Source organism: Nitratireductor sp. OM-1 (genome assembly GCF_003296175.1).
Lineage (GTDB): Bacteria > Pseudomonadota > Alphaproteobacteria > Rhizobiales > Rhizobiaceae > Nitratireductor > Nitratireductor aquimarinus.
The window spans coordinates 2,068,950-2,083,834 of the sequence record NZ_CP029208.1 but is presented as its reverse complement, the minus strand read 5'-3'; the positions used below and the strand labels follow the sequence as shown (position 1 = coordinate 2,083,834).

At 53.1% G+C, this 14,885-nt stretch carries 10 protein-coding genes and 1 pseudogene; 4 read left to right on the top strand and 7 right to left on the bottom strand.

Features of this window, described 5'->3' with window-relative positions; genetic code table 11:
* The first annotated feature begins 1,007 nt into the window (after positions 1-1,007).
* From DEJ54_RS09830 to DEJ54_RS09820, 3 genes are all read left to right on the top strand, one after another.
* Entirely contained in the window at positions 1,008-3,224 is a 2,217-nt protein-coding gene (locus DEJ54_RS09830) for a DUF6538 domain-containing protein (protein ID WP_162742252.1), read from the top strand.
* Positions 3,225-3,288: 64 nt separating this feature from the next.
* Positions 3,289-4,080: an ABC transporter permease gene (locus tag DEJ54_RS09825; RefSeq protein ID WP_113154403.1), complete on the top strand. Its 792-nt coding sequence runs from the start codon at positions 3,289-3,291 to the stop codon at positions 4,078-4,080.
* Between the two features lie 143 nt (positions 4,081-4,223).
* The gene (locus DEJ54_RS09820; protein ID WP_245447473.1) at positions 4,224-4,811 is read left to right on the top strand and encodes an ABC transporter ATP-binding protein; all 588 of its coding nucleotides are present in this window, start codon (positions 4,224-4,226) and stop codon (positions 4,809-4,811) included.
* 370 nt (positions 4,812-5,181) lie between these two features.
* Here DEJ54_RS09820 and DEJ54_RS09815 read toward each other — a convergent pair.
* Positions 5,182-5,298 (bottom strand): annotated as a pseudogene (locus DEJ54_RS09815) (transposase); the annotation flags it as partial.
* Between the two features lie 166 nt (positions 5,299-5,464).
* On the opposite strand from DEJ54_RS09815, the gene DEJ54_RS09810 reads away from it, so the two are divergent.
* Positions 5,465-6,567 (top strand): IS3 family transposase gene (locus DEJ54_RS09810; protein ID WP_113154401.1). Its coding sequence is split into 2 segments (ribosomal slippage): positions 5,465-5,726 and positions 5,726-6,567, totalling 1,104 coding nucleotides; the frame shifts between segments, so codons are not numbered across the junction.
* A 157-nt stretch (positions 6,568-6,724) separates the two neighbouring features.
* Here the strand turns inward: DEJ54_RS09810 and DEJ54_RS09805 are convergent.
* From DEJ54_RS09805 to DEJ54_RS09775, 6 genes are all read right to left on the bottom strand, one after another.
* Positions 6,725-7,444 carry a class I SAM-dependent methyltransferase gene (locus DEJ54_RS09805; RefSeq protein WP_113154400.1) on the bottom strand — a complete coding sequence of 240 codons (720 nt, stop codon included), beginning with the start codon at positions 7,442-7,444 and terminating at the stop codon, positions 6,725-6,727.
* A gap of 12 nt (positions 7,445-7,456) precedes the next feature.
* Positions 7,457-9,613: a glycosyltransferase gene (locus DEJ54_RS09800; protein WP_162742251.1), complete on the bottom strand. Its 2,157-nt coding sequence runs from the start codon at positions 9,611-9,613 to the stop codon at positions 7,457-7,459.
* Between the two features lie 25 nt (positions 9,614-9,638).
* Positions 9,639-10,211, bottom strand: coding sequence for a hypothetical protein (locus tag DEJ54_RS23160; RefSeq protein WP_162742250.1), 573 nt, complete (start codon positions 10,209-10,211; stop codon positions 9,639-9,641).
* A gap of 168 nt (positions 10,212-10,379) precedes the next feature.
* The gene (gene wecC / locus DEJ54_RS09790; protein WP_113154397.1) at positions 10,380-11,642 is read right to left on the bottom strand and encodes a UDP-N-acetyl-D-mannosamine dehydrogenase; all 1,263 of its coding nucleotides are present in this window, start codon (positions 11,640-11,642) and stop codon (positions 10,380-10,382) included.
* Between the two features lie 6 nt (positions 11,643-11,648).
* Positions 11,649-12,776: a non-hydrolyzing UDP-N-acetylglucosamine 2-epimerase gene (gene wecB, locus DEJ54_RS09785; RefSeq protein ID WP_113154396.1), complete on the bottom strand. Its 1,128-nt coding sequence runs from the start codon at positions 12,774-12,776 to the stop codon at positions 11,649-11,651.
* A gap of 879 nt (positions 12,777-13,655) precedes the next feature.
* On the bottom strand, positions 13,656-14,873 hold the full coding sequence (locus DEJ54_RS09775; protein ID WP_113154394.1) for a glycosyltransferase family 4 protein: 1,218 nt from the start codon (positions 14,871-14,873) through the stop codon (positions 13,656-13,658).
* Between the last annotated feature and the right edge of the window lie 12 nt (positions 14,874-14,885).

The window sequence follows — 14,885 nt, the reverse complement described above, 5'->3', positions numbered from 1 at the left end:
AGAAGAATTCTGACGACGGGTGGAGGGCCGCTACCTCCCTCGCTAGCTCAAGGTGGCCAAGCGGAGCCCCGAAGGCTTTGTTTCACCCGCAGCACACTGATGCAGGAGTTTCATGCATATCAACGTGAAAGAGCTTTATGTGATCTGTCCACGGTGAGTGGAAGTACTCCCTCGCTAGCAGCTAAGAGGTGCAACGCTTCGCCGAACGGCAACTGCGACACCTGGAGGACGGGTTTGCGCCTTCGCCATGAGCGTGGCGTCGCTACGATTGCCGACAGACACGATAAGGGACCGTAGCAACGGTCATGAAATTTCGGTCGTCGATTGCATCGCCGCATTCGCGAACCGCATCACCAGAGCTGAGGCAGACGACTCGACCAACAATGTGAGCGCCCTGCTCGCAACGCTCGGGTTTTGGTTTCCGTCGCGAACCTTGGTTTCAACAAAACGCAAACGCACTTCAACTCTGACCGCCTGAGCGTTGGGCAGCCCCCAATGACCGCGCATGCAATCCCACCGAAAGGCATTCCCATTCCTTGCCAGACAAAGGGAAATCAGCAACCAACAAGGATATCCTACCAAACAGCATGCCATTCCCGCATAACGACAATTTCATCCCGTATAAGCGCAAGATATCGCTGGAAAATTTGAGCCAACTACCACAATTTCCGTCCTGCCGATGCCTGACAAGATTTTTGGGAATCTCCGGAAAGGCGCACCGAGAAACCTGATATAACATTGATATTACAAAGATTTATCGACCATACGCGAAAGCGCAAAGCCGCATCGGCTACGAAATTCGATGCCATCGCCGCAAGCAAGGTCAACGGCAATAAAAAAGCACAGCCATTTCGCACGTCCGCAGATTGGATTCATTGAAGAATTCATCCGCTGCGAATCCTCAAAAGCAGTGTTTTTGCCGATTTTCGCCCTCTGTGCCCAAAACTGTCGCACAGGACTGATGCACAATGCTGTGCACGTCCGTGCCAATGCACAAGGTAGCCCTCATGGCAGCACGGCATCGCCTCGCCAACCTCACCCGCCGCGGCAATATCTTTTACTGGCGCGCAAGGGTGCCCTCCGCCTTCGCCTCCAATCAGCGCAGCCATCTTGCATTGTCTCTGCGCCACGGGGATCATACAAAGGCCAAAAGCATGGTCCGGCGGCTCAACATGCTGCTGGCGGAACTGGCTGAGGAAGACAGGGCGCGCATGACAAGTCGCGAACAGCTGGAAAACCTTTTCCGCGCCGAGATCGAGCGCATGAATGAAAGCATGGACGATCTCGCCTTTGCCGCACGCCGCACAGGCTCGGCGGCGGAAGACAATGTGCGCGCCGACATCCTCATCGGCTGGGTCTATCGCCTGATCCAACTTTTCGGCACTGGCCGCCCCATGCGCTTTGATGAAAACTGCCCTGCCAGGCGCGTCCTGAAAGAGGCCGGATTTGCCCAACTCCAGATTGACGACATTACGGAAACTTTTGAGCAGGAACGAACGGAATGCAGATCGCGGTATTTCGAGCACCTCCTGAAAGCCGAAATGGACGCACATGGCGTGAAGGACACGCCGTTGAACAGAGAGAGAGCCACCCAACAGATCATGCGGGCCAAGGCGGACGTCCTGCTGGGTGAACCCGAACGCTATGGGCCGCTGAGCAGAGACAGCGATGTTGCGGCTCTGTTTACCGAAGCCCAGACACCTCCATCATCGGCTCCGGAAGCTTCATCCAACCCCTCACCCACTACAGTTGAACCGAAGCAGCCAGAAGAGAACCTGGCCACAGTGATTCCGCCTGCCGATGACCAGACGAAAACACTGCAGGCGTCAGAGCCCCCTCCGCAACCTTCTTCCCTCGCACCTGCTACGCACGAAGCAGAGACCCCACCTGCGCTGGTGAATGCCCCCGCGCCGACGCCTGAAAGCGTCACCCCGTCTGCAGCTGCCGCCCCCTCCTCAGTACCGAACGATACGGATGGCATTGATCTGCCGCTGTCGCAGTTCCTTTTTGAATGCGACGCGTTGATGAAGAGCAATCAGCATCACTGGGAGACGGCAACGGCGAAAGATGTCAAAGTTGCGGTCACCATGCTGGTAGGCGTACTGGGAGAACAAGGCGTCACGCAGTCAAGCCAGATGCGCCAAATCCACCTGGGCAAGCTGCGTGAGCATTTTGATCACATCCTTGCCAATTACGGTCGCAGCGCGCGGTTGCGCGATCTCGGCACAGCGGCGCTACGCGAAGCCTCAGCACAACGCTTGAAATCTGACATGGAAGCGGGGCGAGAACCGCCGAAAATGGGCCTGGGGCCGTCAACGATCCGCAAGCATCTCGCCAATATCCAGACCTTCCTTAATTTCATCACAGGCCGCGGCTATCACGTGCCGAAACTGACCATGGACGGCCTACGCCCGAAGAAGCCAAAACTCAGCGATGTAAGGCGCATCACGGACAAACCAAGACCCGAACAGCTACGCCCAATGTTCGACATGCCGATCTTTACGGGCTGCAGGAGTGCGGAGGAACAGGAGAGCAAAGGGCCACACATCTACCATTCCGCGAATTTTTTCTTACCCATGCTGATGGTGTATCTCGGCCCCCGCCGCAACGAGGTTGCTGGTCTGTCAGTCAATGACATTGTGGAGACAGAAAATGGCTGGGCCATCAATATCCGCCCGAACAAATACCGCAGCCTGAAGAATGCAAACTCGATGCGATTGCTGCCTGTTCCAGATGAAGTGTTGCGACTCAAATTCATCGACTACGTCGAGGCGATTAAGGGCATGGGCTACGACATGCTGTTCCCAGAACTATTCGGGAAAACCCGCCAGGCTGATGTCGGCGACCGCTTTTACAAAGACTTCGTACCGAAGCTTCATCAGCACCTGGGGGATAGCGAACGCTGGAATCGTACGCTGCATGCGCTACGCCACGGGCTCGCAGACACTCTAAAGCAAGCGCTGGTGCATCCAAGCATTATCAGCGACATTGCAGGGCGGCTCAACAACGACGAAACGAGCATGCGATATACCAATCGCGCGGGACTGAATGTTATCAAGGATGCGCTGGCGAAGTATCCGAGCATTACAAGCCACCTGGAACCGCGGCCAACGAAGCTGCTTCCTTGGGTCTCAGCGGATGAAGCAGCGCCCTGGGAGGGACAGTCAAAGCGAGAAAGGCTTCGCCACGCACGTAGGCTGCGATCCGCTACCAAACCTTGCTGATTTGGAAAAAGCGCGATAGCAGAACCGACACTCGTTAAGCCGAGCACATTTTTAGAGGACGACTATGTTTGCTGCACTAAGGAGTGCCAGAGATGATTTGTGGGCCGGGCTTCGCATGCACAGAGTATGGATTGCGCTGGCGCAGGAAGATATCGGGGATCAGCACCGCAGAACAACGCTAGGTCCGCTTTGGCTTCTAATCAACTACCTGGCATTCGCAGGTACGTTCATCTTTGTGATCCATCGCGGAGACAGCTCCGCTTCAAGTTACGCGGCCTATGTAGCGACGGGACTTCTTGTTTGGTTTTACATCATGGAAGTCATCACTAGAAGTGCGACGCTATTCACACGTGAAGAGAGCTTCATAAAAGGCACAACCCTCCCTCTAACCACCTACATTATGAGGTTATTTTTCCAAACCGTGGCCCGCGCTGGATACGCGTCACTCGGCTGCCTAGCAATACTATTTCTCAGCGGAATTTACCCTACCACATATTGGCTGTACGCTGCAGCTGGCTTAATATTGATCTTGATCACTACTCCAGCAGCGATACTGGTTGTTGCGTTTTCGGGAGCTTACTTTCCTGACAGCCAATTCATCATTTCTAACGTCATGCGGATTGGCATGTTCCTAACGCCTGTTTTTTGGACATACGAAGGCTCTGGCGGCGTACGCCACTTACTATATTACTGGAATCCATTCACATACTTTCTCGAAACAGTGAGGATGCCTATCGTAGAAAACGCTCTCCCCGCCCAAGCTTTTTATATATGCCTTGCAATAAGCTTGTCCCTTTGGGCTTTAGCCCTCTTTCTACTCGGTAAATTCCGAAAAGAGATCGTGTTTCTAGTTTGATGGTTAGCATAAAAGTAGACAACCTTAGTCTTTCCTATCGCTTACGTGAGAAACTTACACTTTCGCGCAGAGCTCGGTCGGGTTCAACGGGTGGAAAGCTTGAAAGTACAGGGCGCGCCAATCAGGTGACAGCTCTAAGCGGTGTGAACTTCGACCTCACCTCAGGAGATCGCCTAGGCCTAGTCGGATCAAATGGCGCGGGAAAAACAACACTACTGAAGGTACTCTACGGCATCTATCAGCCAACGATTGGTAGTGTTGATATCTGCGGAAAGGTGGACGCTCTGTTCAACATCAATCTCGGCTTCAGAAGAGAAGCAACAGGAAGGCGCAACATCGAGCTGCGAGGCCTTATAAATGGCTGGTCACCATCCGTTATTGAAAGCCGGGTGGAGGAGATCATCGAGTTTAGCGAGTTAGGCGATTTCATCGAACTCCCTTTCAAGAGCTACAGCCAGGGCATGGCTGCTCGCTTGGCATTTTCTGTCGCTACCTGCCTTGAGCCTGAAATCCTGCTCATGGACGAATGGATCGGAGCTGGTGATCCACAATTCCAGGAGAAGGCTAGAGAGCGCATGGATAACCTGGCGAAGAAAGCGGGCATAATTGTCCTAGCAAGCCACAACCATGGGCTGCTAAAGAAGACATGCAACAAGATTCTGGAGCTTGAACGAGGGCAGGTAAAAGGCCTTTATAAGGTAGATCAATGGACGTCTGCCTCTCACGGGTAGGGACGGTAATCATTGAAGTGTTCCCGGAAATGCGGACATCTCAGGGGAGCAGGTCACAATCGTCGCAGTTGCCAACAAGAATGCCCGCATCATCTTTGCGATGCTGAAAGGGGGAACTGAATACCGGGTGGTCTGACCGCCGCTCGGAGAGGTGTGAACGATCAGAGAAGTGTACCGGCCGACGGGATCGGCGCGTGAGGAACCTGACTTTTATAATGGCTCTTGGAAGCCGCCCAGTTGTTGAGGCTCACGCCGCGCGGATTACCCATTTGGGCGCGCCAGCATCCCTGGCGACGCCGGATAGATGTTGGCACCCAAGTCCGCCGGAAACTTGTTCAGATCGCTTGCACCGGGAGAGCCGTCCATAGATGTAGAAGGTCGCGTCACTGATGCCCGCCTTTCGGCACACCTCCGCGACCGGCGTGCCTTCATCCGTCTGACGCAGAATGAACGCGATCTGCGCCTCCGAAAACTTCGACTTCTTCATGGAACTCTCCTTCTCCCAGAGCAGGGATCATAATTGGAAAATTCCAGATCAGAACGCTCCGAAAATCCGGGCGCACGTCACAGGTTGCTCTGATCCCCACAAACTGGATCGCTTTTGGTTAGATTTTTCCGCTTAGTTTTCCCTGGCTGGAATGGAGCGGAGAGCGATGAAGGCATCGAAGTTTTCGGACGCGCAGAAGGCGTTCATTCTGAAGCAGGGCGATGACGGCGTGCCCGTGGCAGAGATCTGCCGCAAGGCCGGGATCAGCCAGGCGACCTATTTCAACTGGAAGAAGAAGTATGCTGGACTGTTGCCAGATGAGATGCGCCGGCTGAAGGCCCTTGAGGACGAGAACAGTCGGCTGAAGAAGATCGTCGCTGACCTGACGCTTGATCGCGAGATGCTGCAGGACGTCATTCGCCGAAAGCTCTGAGGCCTGCCCGGAAGCGCAAGCTGGTCGACGGGATGCTGGTGGAGTGGGGGATATCGATCAGACGGGCCTGCAAGGCACTGAAGTTCGAGACCTCCACCTACCACTACAAGTCCCGTCGCACCGGTCAGGCCGCGCTCGAACGAAGGATCAAGGAAATTTGCGAGACGCGGGTTCGCTACGGCTACCGGCGTGTCCACGTGCTGTTGCGTCGTGAGGGATGGACGATCAACATGAAGAAGACCCGTAGGATTTACAATGAGTTGGGACTACAGCTCAGGAACAGGCACCCTAAGCGACGGGTGAAGGCCAAGCTCAGGGAGGATCGCCAGGAGGCCATCGGACCGAACGATGTGTGGGCCATGGATTTTGTCCATGACCAGCTCGCGACCGGCAAGAAGCTCCGTGTCCTGACCATTGTCGACACTCATTCCCGCTATTGCCCAGCGGTCGATCCGCGCTTCTCCTATCGCGGCGAGGATGTCGTCCAGACGCTCGAGCGAGTATGTGGCCGTATCGGCTATCCGAAGACGATCAGGGTCGATAATGGCAGCGAGTTCATCTCCCGGGACCTCGATCTGTGGGCCTATGCGAACGATGTCACCCTCGACTTCTCACGGCCGGGCAAGCCTACGGACAACGGCTTCATCGAAGCCTTTAACAGCAAGCTGCGGGCCGAGTGTTTGAACGCACACTGGTTCCTGAGTCTTGCGGATGCCCGCGAAAAGTTGGAGGATTGGCGTAGATACTACAACGAGGTTCGGCCTCACTCGGCGATCGGATACAACGTCCCGATCGCATTACAAAATCCCGGTGGCGATGCCAGCCAGTCACCGTGAAGAAAGCCGGAAAACTCCAGCCACCGGCGCTCCAAAGTTCGGTCTCAGAGCAAAAGCCGGAAAACTCCAGCCACCGGCGCTCCAAAGTTCGGTCTCAGAGCAAGGTCAACGCGTCAGGCACAAAATTCGGCACAGTTTCGGGGTGCACGCCACAGGTTCAGGGGCCAAGACCAAGGCTTGGTCGACACACGAAAACAAACTGACCGCAGTATAGAATCTTGCGAAAATTAGCGATCTTTGCAGGGCGCTTCTGCTCGCGTACCTGGCTTTCAATTATCTGGTTAAAGGGAGATTCCTCTTTAAACCATTTAGAATAAGCCTCCGGCCGACCAAGATAAGAACGCTCGATGAGCGTGGGGCCATCAATACCGGGACGCAACATGATTGTATCGAGACCAGCTTCTTTGCAGATCTCGACGAAACCGTAAATCGTGAAGTTCCAATAGCTAAAACTGTGGTACGGCTCCAACTGTGAAGTCTGCCCGACAAACAGACCACCTCCCTCCAACACTCGGCGCACTTCAGAAAGCACTTTTTCCGGATAACGGACATGTTCTAGCACTTGGTTGGAAAACACTAAGTCGAATGATTCATCGGGGAATGGTAGACTAACCCCATCATATGTTACAAACTCAGAACCTTCATCCTGACGAGCGTTGACTTCGGGACTGGAGGATATGTCTACCCCTACCCATTGCGCCTCTGGAAAAAGACGCTGAAAGATCGACCTGGTCGCGCCAATACCGCACCCTAGGTCCAGTACCTTCGAAGGTCTGAGTTTCTTCTCTGCTTTCATCCATCCCACAACATCAATAGCACGACTTTGGCGCGAATGATCAGACGGGATGATTTTCTCAAGATAATCGTAAATATTCAAAAGCCCCCCCCTTTAAGATAACCCAATACATTCATCAATACATCTAAAAACAGCCTCATGACCGTATTTACTAATGACAAGATTCCTATTCTTCTTTCGTAAATCATCTTGTGATTTTTTGTCCATCTTCCGATGCAATACGATTGCATCAATGGCATCTTGGCCTGAGGAGACAATCCAATCGGGCGTGTAAATATCGGATGCCTCCTCCCACGGCCAAACTAAAGGATAGCAGCCCGACAACACGCCGTCAGCCAACGCATAGTGAAAAGATTCAAAGTCACTTGGGGAAAGAATATAATCTACATCCTTATAGAAGCCTGCAACATCGTTCCCCCAAGAATGAAAGACAACTCGGCCACGCATGACCATATTATTTTCAATTCGGTCATACTGTTTCCTGTAAAAAGAAAGCTCCTCCCTACGCCCTGGCGCATGCATATACTCAAGATCTTCTGGTCGCGGCCCCTTGATGTGAAGCTCAGCATCAATACCAAGGTTAAGAAGGCCTTCGAGAATATCGATACCCCGATCAAAACGCTTACGCTGCGGAATGATCCCCACCATCCCGAGCTTTACTTTTTCCGACGGCGATCGTTCAATAAATTTGTATTCGTTCCCTAGAACGAAATTTGGGATAACTACTGTTTTCTCCCTAACCCAACCGAACATCTTGATCGCTTCTTCGCGGACACGCTCCGAAACAAATATGAAAAGATCAACACGATCATGATTTAGCTCATACCCAAAATGAGCAGCTCGTGCATTGATCTCCTGCAGATGAATGCGAATGATCAACCGTTTACCGGGTGGCAGGGTTTTCGAATGCCAAACCGCATTTGCTAGCCCCCATTCGGCAAACACAATATCTGCTTTCGATTGAAGCATCTTGCTGGCGTTCAGATCTTTGGGCCGCCCCCAGTTCCACGGGTCACGAAACAACTGGATACCGCGCGCGCGCAGATGTGCAAGATATGGGTCTATAAATTTAAAATCGTGACAACTGACTGTGACTACGGGCAACTTAGCTCGTGCCTGTGCTGGAAGAGAAGAATTAAATGCACTCGCAATCTTGTTGATGTCGTGACGGGCGCGAATTTCTCGGACAGTTTCCGACGGCACGCAGATGGTTTTTTGGGAGATCAACTTCTCAAAATCCGCTCGACTACGGACAAAGAATGGATAGTCCTTACCGCAAAGGCGTTGGTTAATACGACTAGGATAGGCTATACAGGCCAACCCGCTAGAGAGGCCTTCGACCAGTTTAGTTGAGATCTCGAGCGTAGCATCCTCGAAATACGATGGCCGCCAACACCAGGAAAAGTCCTGCTTCAACATGATGCTGTTGACGGTTTCGCGGTTTACACCCGGCACATAGTTGACGTCGAGATCTTGGAAACGGCGCAGAATTTCAGTACGGAAGCGGCGGTTCTCTCTTGGATCCGCAAAGCCGGATATCTTGTTGCCAATGACGGTTAATCTGACATCAATATTCTCGCAGCGCAATGCTTCAACCCAATCGAGAAGCTCAATTATTCCCCATTGCGGCGCAATTTTCCCGGAGTATCCAATCCGAACCGGTGTACCGAGCTGTCGAGGAGACGCTCGTGGAGGGGCGTTGTCCAGGACAGCTGGCGGCAGTTCATAAAATTCGACGCCAACAGACGTCGTTTCTTTTAACTTCTGGCCAATCTCTGCTGTTTGAACCAGCATGCGCCTAGCTTGGCGGGAAACAGTATCAATCACCGTCACGTTCTCGGACGGGACTATAATTTTGTCGCCTTCATGGTAATAGAAATCTGTGAGGTAGGCGTCTACCCGCCCCATAAACTGGCGGTCCGACAGCAGCATCGCAGCAGCCTCAAGGCCACGACAAACTACCGTTGTCAATTGTGCAGCGTAGCCATCAATAGAACGCGCCACACCTATCAGCTGCCCGACTGAAAGATTTTGGTTCTCAAGACCAACATCCTTAGGCTGAATAAGCAATAAGTTATGGGCATTGCGTATATTGGATGTGACTAGGTCGGATTTCAAGTCAGTTTTAGATACCAGAATAGCTGGCCCTTGGCTGCATAAAATGCTTGCCATTGACGACAACCAAACCGACGATCCATCGACAACATTCAGATCGATATTGGCCACCACCATCGCGCGAGCTGCTGCCAAGCGTTCAACATCTATCCTATCGAGATCAATTTGGGGGGGGGCGTTCTTTTGTCAGCCCCACGGTCTCATCCGACGAGATCGTTAAATCATCAATGTTAACGTGTCGATCTACTAGAGGCCGAATACGAAAACGAAGCTCACTCATATTAGCCGGAATGCGGATATCCGCCACTTGTTGAAAAATGCCTTCGCGGACATGCCCCCCACCCATGTACTGGAAGGCGTTCTTGCCATTAAAATTCAGTCCCATGGACCTGGCAACACCCTTGTTACCCTTCATTCTGCAATCGATCTCAACGATGATCGATTTTCGGCTCTCCTTTATGAAACTGTCGGAATGGGAAATGGTGATCCGAATCTTCTCGGACTTGATGCCGGTTATACGAAACCAACGTGATCCATTTGGCGCAACGGTCACAGGCCCCAGAAGCACCCCCTTTCTTCGGTTTAGAGAGTTATATTTAATACCAAATATACGCCCATATATACTAGTTGACGAAAAATAAAATGAGGAGCGCATTTTTATATATTGCCAATCCCCCCTGCGAATTAGATTCATCAAAATACGAAATTTATTATATATCTTAATTGTATTCACTTGGCGTTTCCTGAAAAAAGCAAAACACTAGAAATTCTATTTTGAATTATCTGCGCAACAAAGCAGAGTGATTGGCTCGTGATAACAAACGGTCCTCCATGCTCTGTAATAATCCAGCCCCTACTCACCAACAATCGGACTGCAGTGCAAGTCCGACCCTCCCAGATTTCAGATCCCTGAGATGGCACCTGAAAAATCAAGGGGGGAAACACCGTGCAAGAGCCGTGAGGTTTTGAACGCCTTGTGCCCAACAAGCACAACGTGAATATCAGCACCACTCACAGCCTCTTCAAGCGTCGATGGCTGCGCCGGGCTCAGATTGCTCGGCAAACTGTCGACATGAGGTTCTACAATGAGGACTTGCCCACTAAAATCGGCGCAAATGCGCTTTACGATCTCAATGGAGGGACTCTCGCGCAGATCATCAATATCCGGCTTGAAGGTCAAGCCGAAGAAGGCAACAGTCACGCTGCTGGCCGTTCTATCTGGATTGGAAAGTAGGAACTCGCTGACCGCATTGCGGATTTTCTCAACCACCCATTCAGGCTTGCTATCGTTCACCTCACGCGCAGCGCGAATGAGGCGTGCCTCGTTCGGGGTCTTTGCAACGATGAACCACGGATCAACTGCGATGCAATGCCCACCGACACCAGGCCCCGGCTGCAGGATGTTCACTCGTGGATGGTGATTAGCCAGACGGATCAGTTCCCAAACATCGACGCCCAATTTGTCGCAGATGATAGAGAGCTCGTTGGCGAGCGCGATATTCACATCGCGGAAACTGTTTTCGGTCAGCTTGCACATCTCGGCGGTGCGTGCATTCGTAATGATGCACTCGCCTTCCACGAAGGTCTTGTAAAGATCGGTCGCAGCATCGGCGCAACGCCGTGTCATGCCGCCAATGACGCGATCGTTGGCCACCAGCTCCTTCAGCACGTGCCCCGGCAGGACTCGCTCAGGACAATGCGCCACCCGAATGTCAGAATCCTCACCATGCGTTTGCGGGAACGTGAGATCCGGTCTCTTCTCCTGAAGCCACAGAGCCATATCTTCCGTCGCCCCCACAGGCGACGTGGATTCCAGAATTACGAGATCCCCCTTCTTCAACACTGGGGCGATGGCGAAACTAGCTTCCCGAATGTATCTCAAATCCGGCTGATATCCGTCGACGAAGGGGGTCGGAACCGCAATCAAAAAGGCATCAGCCGGCTCAGGCATTGTGGTCGCCCGCAGTAAACCTTGCGTAACAGCAGCGTGCACCACCATGTCGAGATCCGGCTCGACAATATGGATTTCTCCCCTGTTGATTGTCTCAACAGCCTTCACATTAATATCGACGCCGATTACCGTCTTTCTGCGTGAGGCTAAAACTGCTGCGGTCGGCAGGCCGATGTACCCAAGTCCAATAACCGAAACCGTTTCATAGCTCATCTGATATCAAACCTTCTTGAATGCTAGCAACGCTGACAGAATGCGCTCGCACGCCTTGCCGTCACCATAAGGATTATGAGCAAAGCTCATACGGTCGTAAGTATCTTTGCTGGAAAGAAGCGTAGCGATCTCGCCAGCAATCTTGCCAGCATCCGTTCCCACCAACTTTACCGTACCCGCTGCCACCGCTTCGGGACGTTCGGTAGTGTCGCGCATGACAAGAACCGGCTTTCCCAATGAGGGAGCCTCTTCCTGAACTCCGCCGGAATCCGTCACAACGATATGCGAACGATCCATGAGGTGAACAAACGGCAGATAATCGAGCGGCTCGATCAGATGAATACGGTCGTTATCGCCGAGAAGACGACGCACCGGTTCTTGTACGTTGGGATTGAGGTGCACAGGATAAACAATTTCGACATCAGAAAAACGTGAAACGGTCTCCACCAAGGCCGCACAAATTCGTTCGAAACCACCACCGAAACTTTCGCGACGATGGCCAGTTACTAGGATCAGCCGCCTGTTTTCATCCAGAAATGAAAATTGTTCACGGAAACACTTCTGCATAGAAGCATCGCTTGCGAGCAAGCCAACGACATGGAAGAGTGCATCAATAACGGTATTGCCGGTAACGTGTACACGCTCTGGGTCAATGCCCTCACACAACAGATTTGTCTTTGCTGTTTCGGTCGGGGCGAAATGCCACTCTGCTAAAGCGCCGGTTAGTTTGCGATTGGCTTCCTCAGGCCACGGAGAATAGATATCTCCCGTGCGCAGCCCCGCCTCGACATGCCCCACTGGGATACGCTGATAATATGCAGCCAGGCTTGCCGAAAAAGTTGTAGCGGTGTCACCGTGAACAAGAACGATATCGGGTTGAAATTCCCTCAAGACCTCACGCATCCCGACAACGATCTTTGCCGTGACATCGGTCAGATCCTGACCGGGCTGCATGACATTCAGATCAAATTTGGGAGACAGGCCGAAGAGCTCCAGCGCCTGATCGAGCATCTGCCGATGCTGCGCGGTTATGCAGAGTTCCGCCTCAAAACGTTCATCCTGATCCAGAGCGAGAATCAAAGGTGCCATCTTGATCGCCTCAGGCCGCGTTCCGATTACAGACAACACTTTCATCAAATAGGAACCCCATTATACAGTACGATCCAAGCTTCACCCGAAAGACAAGAAGGCTGAGGCTATGAGACAATTTCGCTTCATATGTGTGCAATTGGTTATTTGCAAGGCCTTCAGAACGTCGGTTTGAGCAGCCCGAGTACTCATGGACGCCTTTGGGCTATTTTCCCAGCTCTATGGAGACTTACTGGATCCTGGTGGCCTTGCAGAAAACAGGTTGGAATTCTTCGAAGTATATGATTTTCAAAGACCCTCAGCTCCACCAGTCAATGGCCCCATTGTGCATGAGTTGGAACCTTAACGACAACCTCACCCCGCACCAGTCAGGAGATCAAATGGCCGAGTCCGGTCTTACCGCCGATCAGATGACATCCCAACTGTGACATCCTGCTAAGCGCCTCTCCGGCATAAGCATTTCAACCCACGCGCGGGTAGCGTGGTCAGCAGATGGCACGGAGCTGAAACCTACACCAATATCTGCGACCGGTAGAATTCTAGCTCGATGCGTAAAACGACCTGCCATCCGCTGGGCAGTTCTGCATGAAAGCGCTCGCACGTCATGGTCGCCTCTACCATTATCGACAGCAGCGGGACCAACCGAACCACCCCCAATTCCTTTGACACCTCTATTCGCTTACACGGTTGCTCTAGGAGTCAAATCAAGACGATCAATATCCGGACGCCCCTATAGGATCGGCTCGAGCCACGACTTAGAACGTAGATTGCCCCATGCGCCACGTTTGTTTTTACGGGATCGAGCGCGGCCAATACGATCGCCTCCCTCGGCATTGGAGTGTAGGAGGTCTTTGTAATACTCACGGCCGGACTGCAGTGCAGCGACGGCCTCTTACCTTGGAAAGCTTAAAAAAGAGAACGTGCTCAACGTGATACCGCATTGAGCCCGTTTGCGAGCCTTTCCGCTAGAACCTCGTAAGAGTAATGTGCCGAGACGTAATGTCTTGCGGATTTTCCCATCGCCCCACGCTGCACCGATGGCATGGTTGCAAGCCGTAAAATGGCATCGGCGAGGATACGCGGGTTCCCTGGCTCCACTGAGAGGCCGCCGCCCGATTCCTGGACCGGATCGTTCGCCGCGCGGCAAGCGAAGACCGTTGGCCGCCCCGCTGCCATGAAATCGAACAGCTTGCGCGGGCTGATACCATATCGGAACATGGGCGCATCGATCAGGTTGAAAACGAAGCCATCCGCTTCCGCCGCAAGCGCCGGTATCGCACTCTTCGGTACAGGCGGTTCAAATAGGACGTTGGTTGCCCCGGTCTGGTGCGTGAGCGCCTCCAGCATCGGCTTCTGGGGGCCATCACCGACCATGCGCAAGCGGATATGCGCGCCCTGCGGCGAAGCCCTGACAAGACTCATTGCGCGGATGACATTGTCCAGCCCGTTCGCGCCTCCATGCGCCCCGAAATACATAAGCGTGAAATTGTCTTTTTCAGGGGCAGGGCTCCACTCGGGCCATTCATCCAGATCTATCCCGTTGGAGAGCCAAAGCACTTTCCCCTGATCGACCCCAAGCCCGCCGATATAATCTCCGGCATTAGGCCAAAGGACGACGATCTTCGCAGCCGAGTTGTAGAGATGTTTTTCAAGCCAGCGCATGAAATGTGCGACAGGGCTGTTTTCCCTGAGACGCCCCATATCGATCAGTGCCTGGGGCCATAGATCCCGAACTTCGAACACGAAGGGCACCTTGTGCCGCCTTGCAAGCCGCAAAGCGGCCCAGGCAGCAAACGGATGAATGCTCGAACCAATGATAACATCCGGACGCTCCAGTCCGGCAAGGTTTGCCGGCACCAGCGCGCGTGCACAGAAGGTGAGCATGTTTCGGATACGGTCGAGGCCGTTTCCCGAATAGGGAGGGGTCTTCAGCCAGAGAAATGGTATGCCTTCATGCACTTCGAGCCGCGCCTTTTCTGAGCGGCCCAGCCGTTGCCTGCCGGTCAGATGTTCGGTGCTGGCCCCGACGATGAAGCTCTTCCATCCCTGGCCAAGAAGATGCTTGGCTAGCGAATAATGGCGTCCGCCTCCCGCACCTCCGGGCTCCTCCGCATAATGATTGACGATCCAGACGGTTTTCATCGGCGATAAACG

Coding starts and splice junctions, on each gene's coding strand:
- DEJ54_RS09830 (WP_162742252.1), top strand. CDS start 1,008: ATGGCAGCACGGCATCGCCTCGCCAACCTCACCCGCCGCGGCAATATC.
- DEJ54_RS09825 (WP_113154403.1), top strand. CDS start 3,289: ATGTTTGCTGCACTAAGGAGTGCCAGAGATGATTTGTGGGCCGGGCTT.
- wecC (WP_113154397.1), bottom strand. CDS start 11,642: ATGAGCTATGAAACGGTTTCGGTTATTGGACTTGGGTACATCGGCCTG.
- wecB (WP_113154396.1), bottom strand. CDS start 12,776: ATGAAAGTGTTGTCTGTAATCGGAACGCGGCCTGAGGCGATCAAGATG.
- DEJ54_RS09775 (WP_113154394.1), bottom strand. CDS start 14,873: ATGAAAACCGTCTGGATCGTCAATCATTATGCGGAGGAGCCCGGAGGT.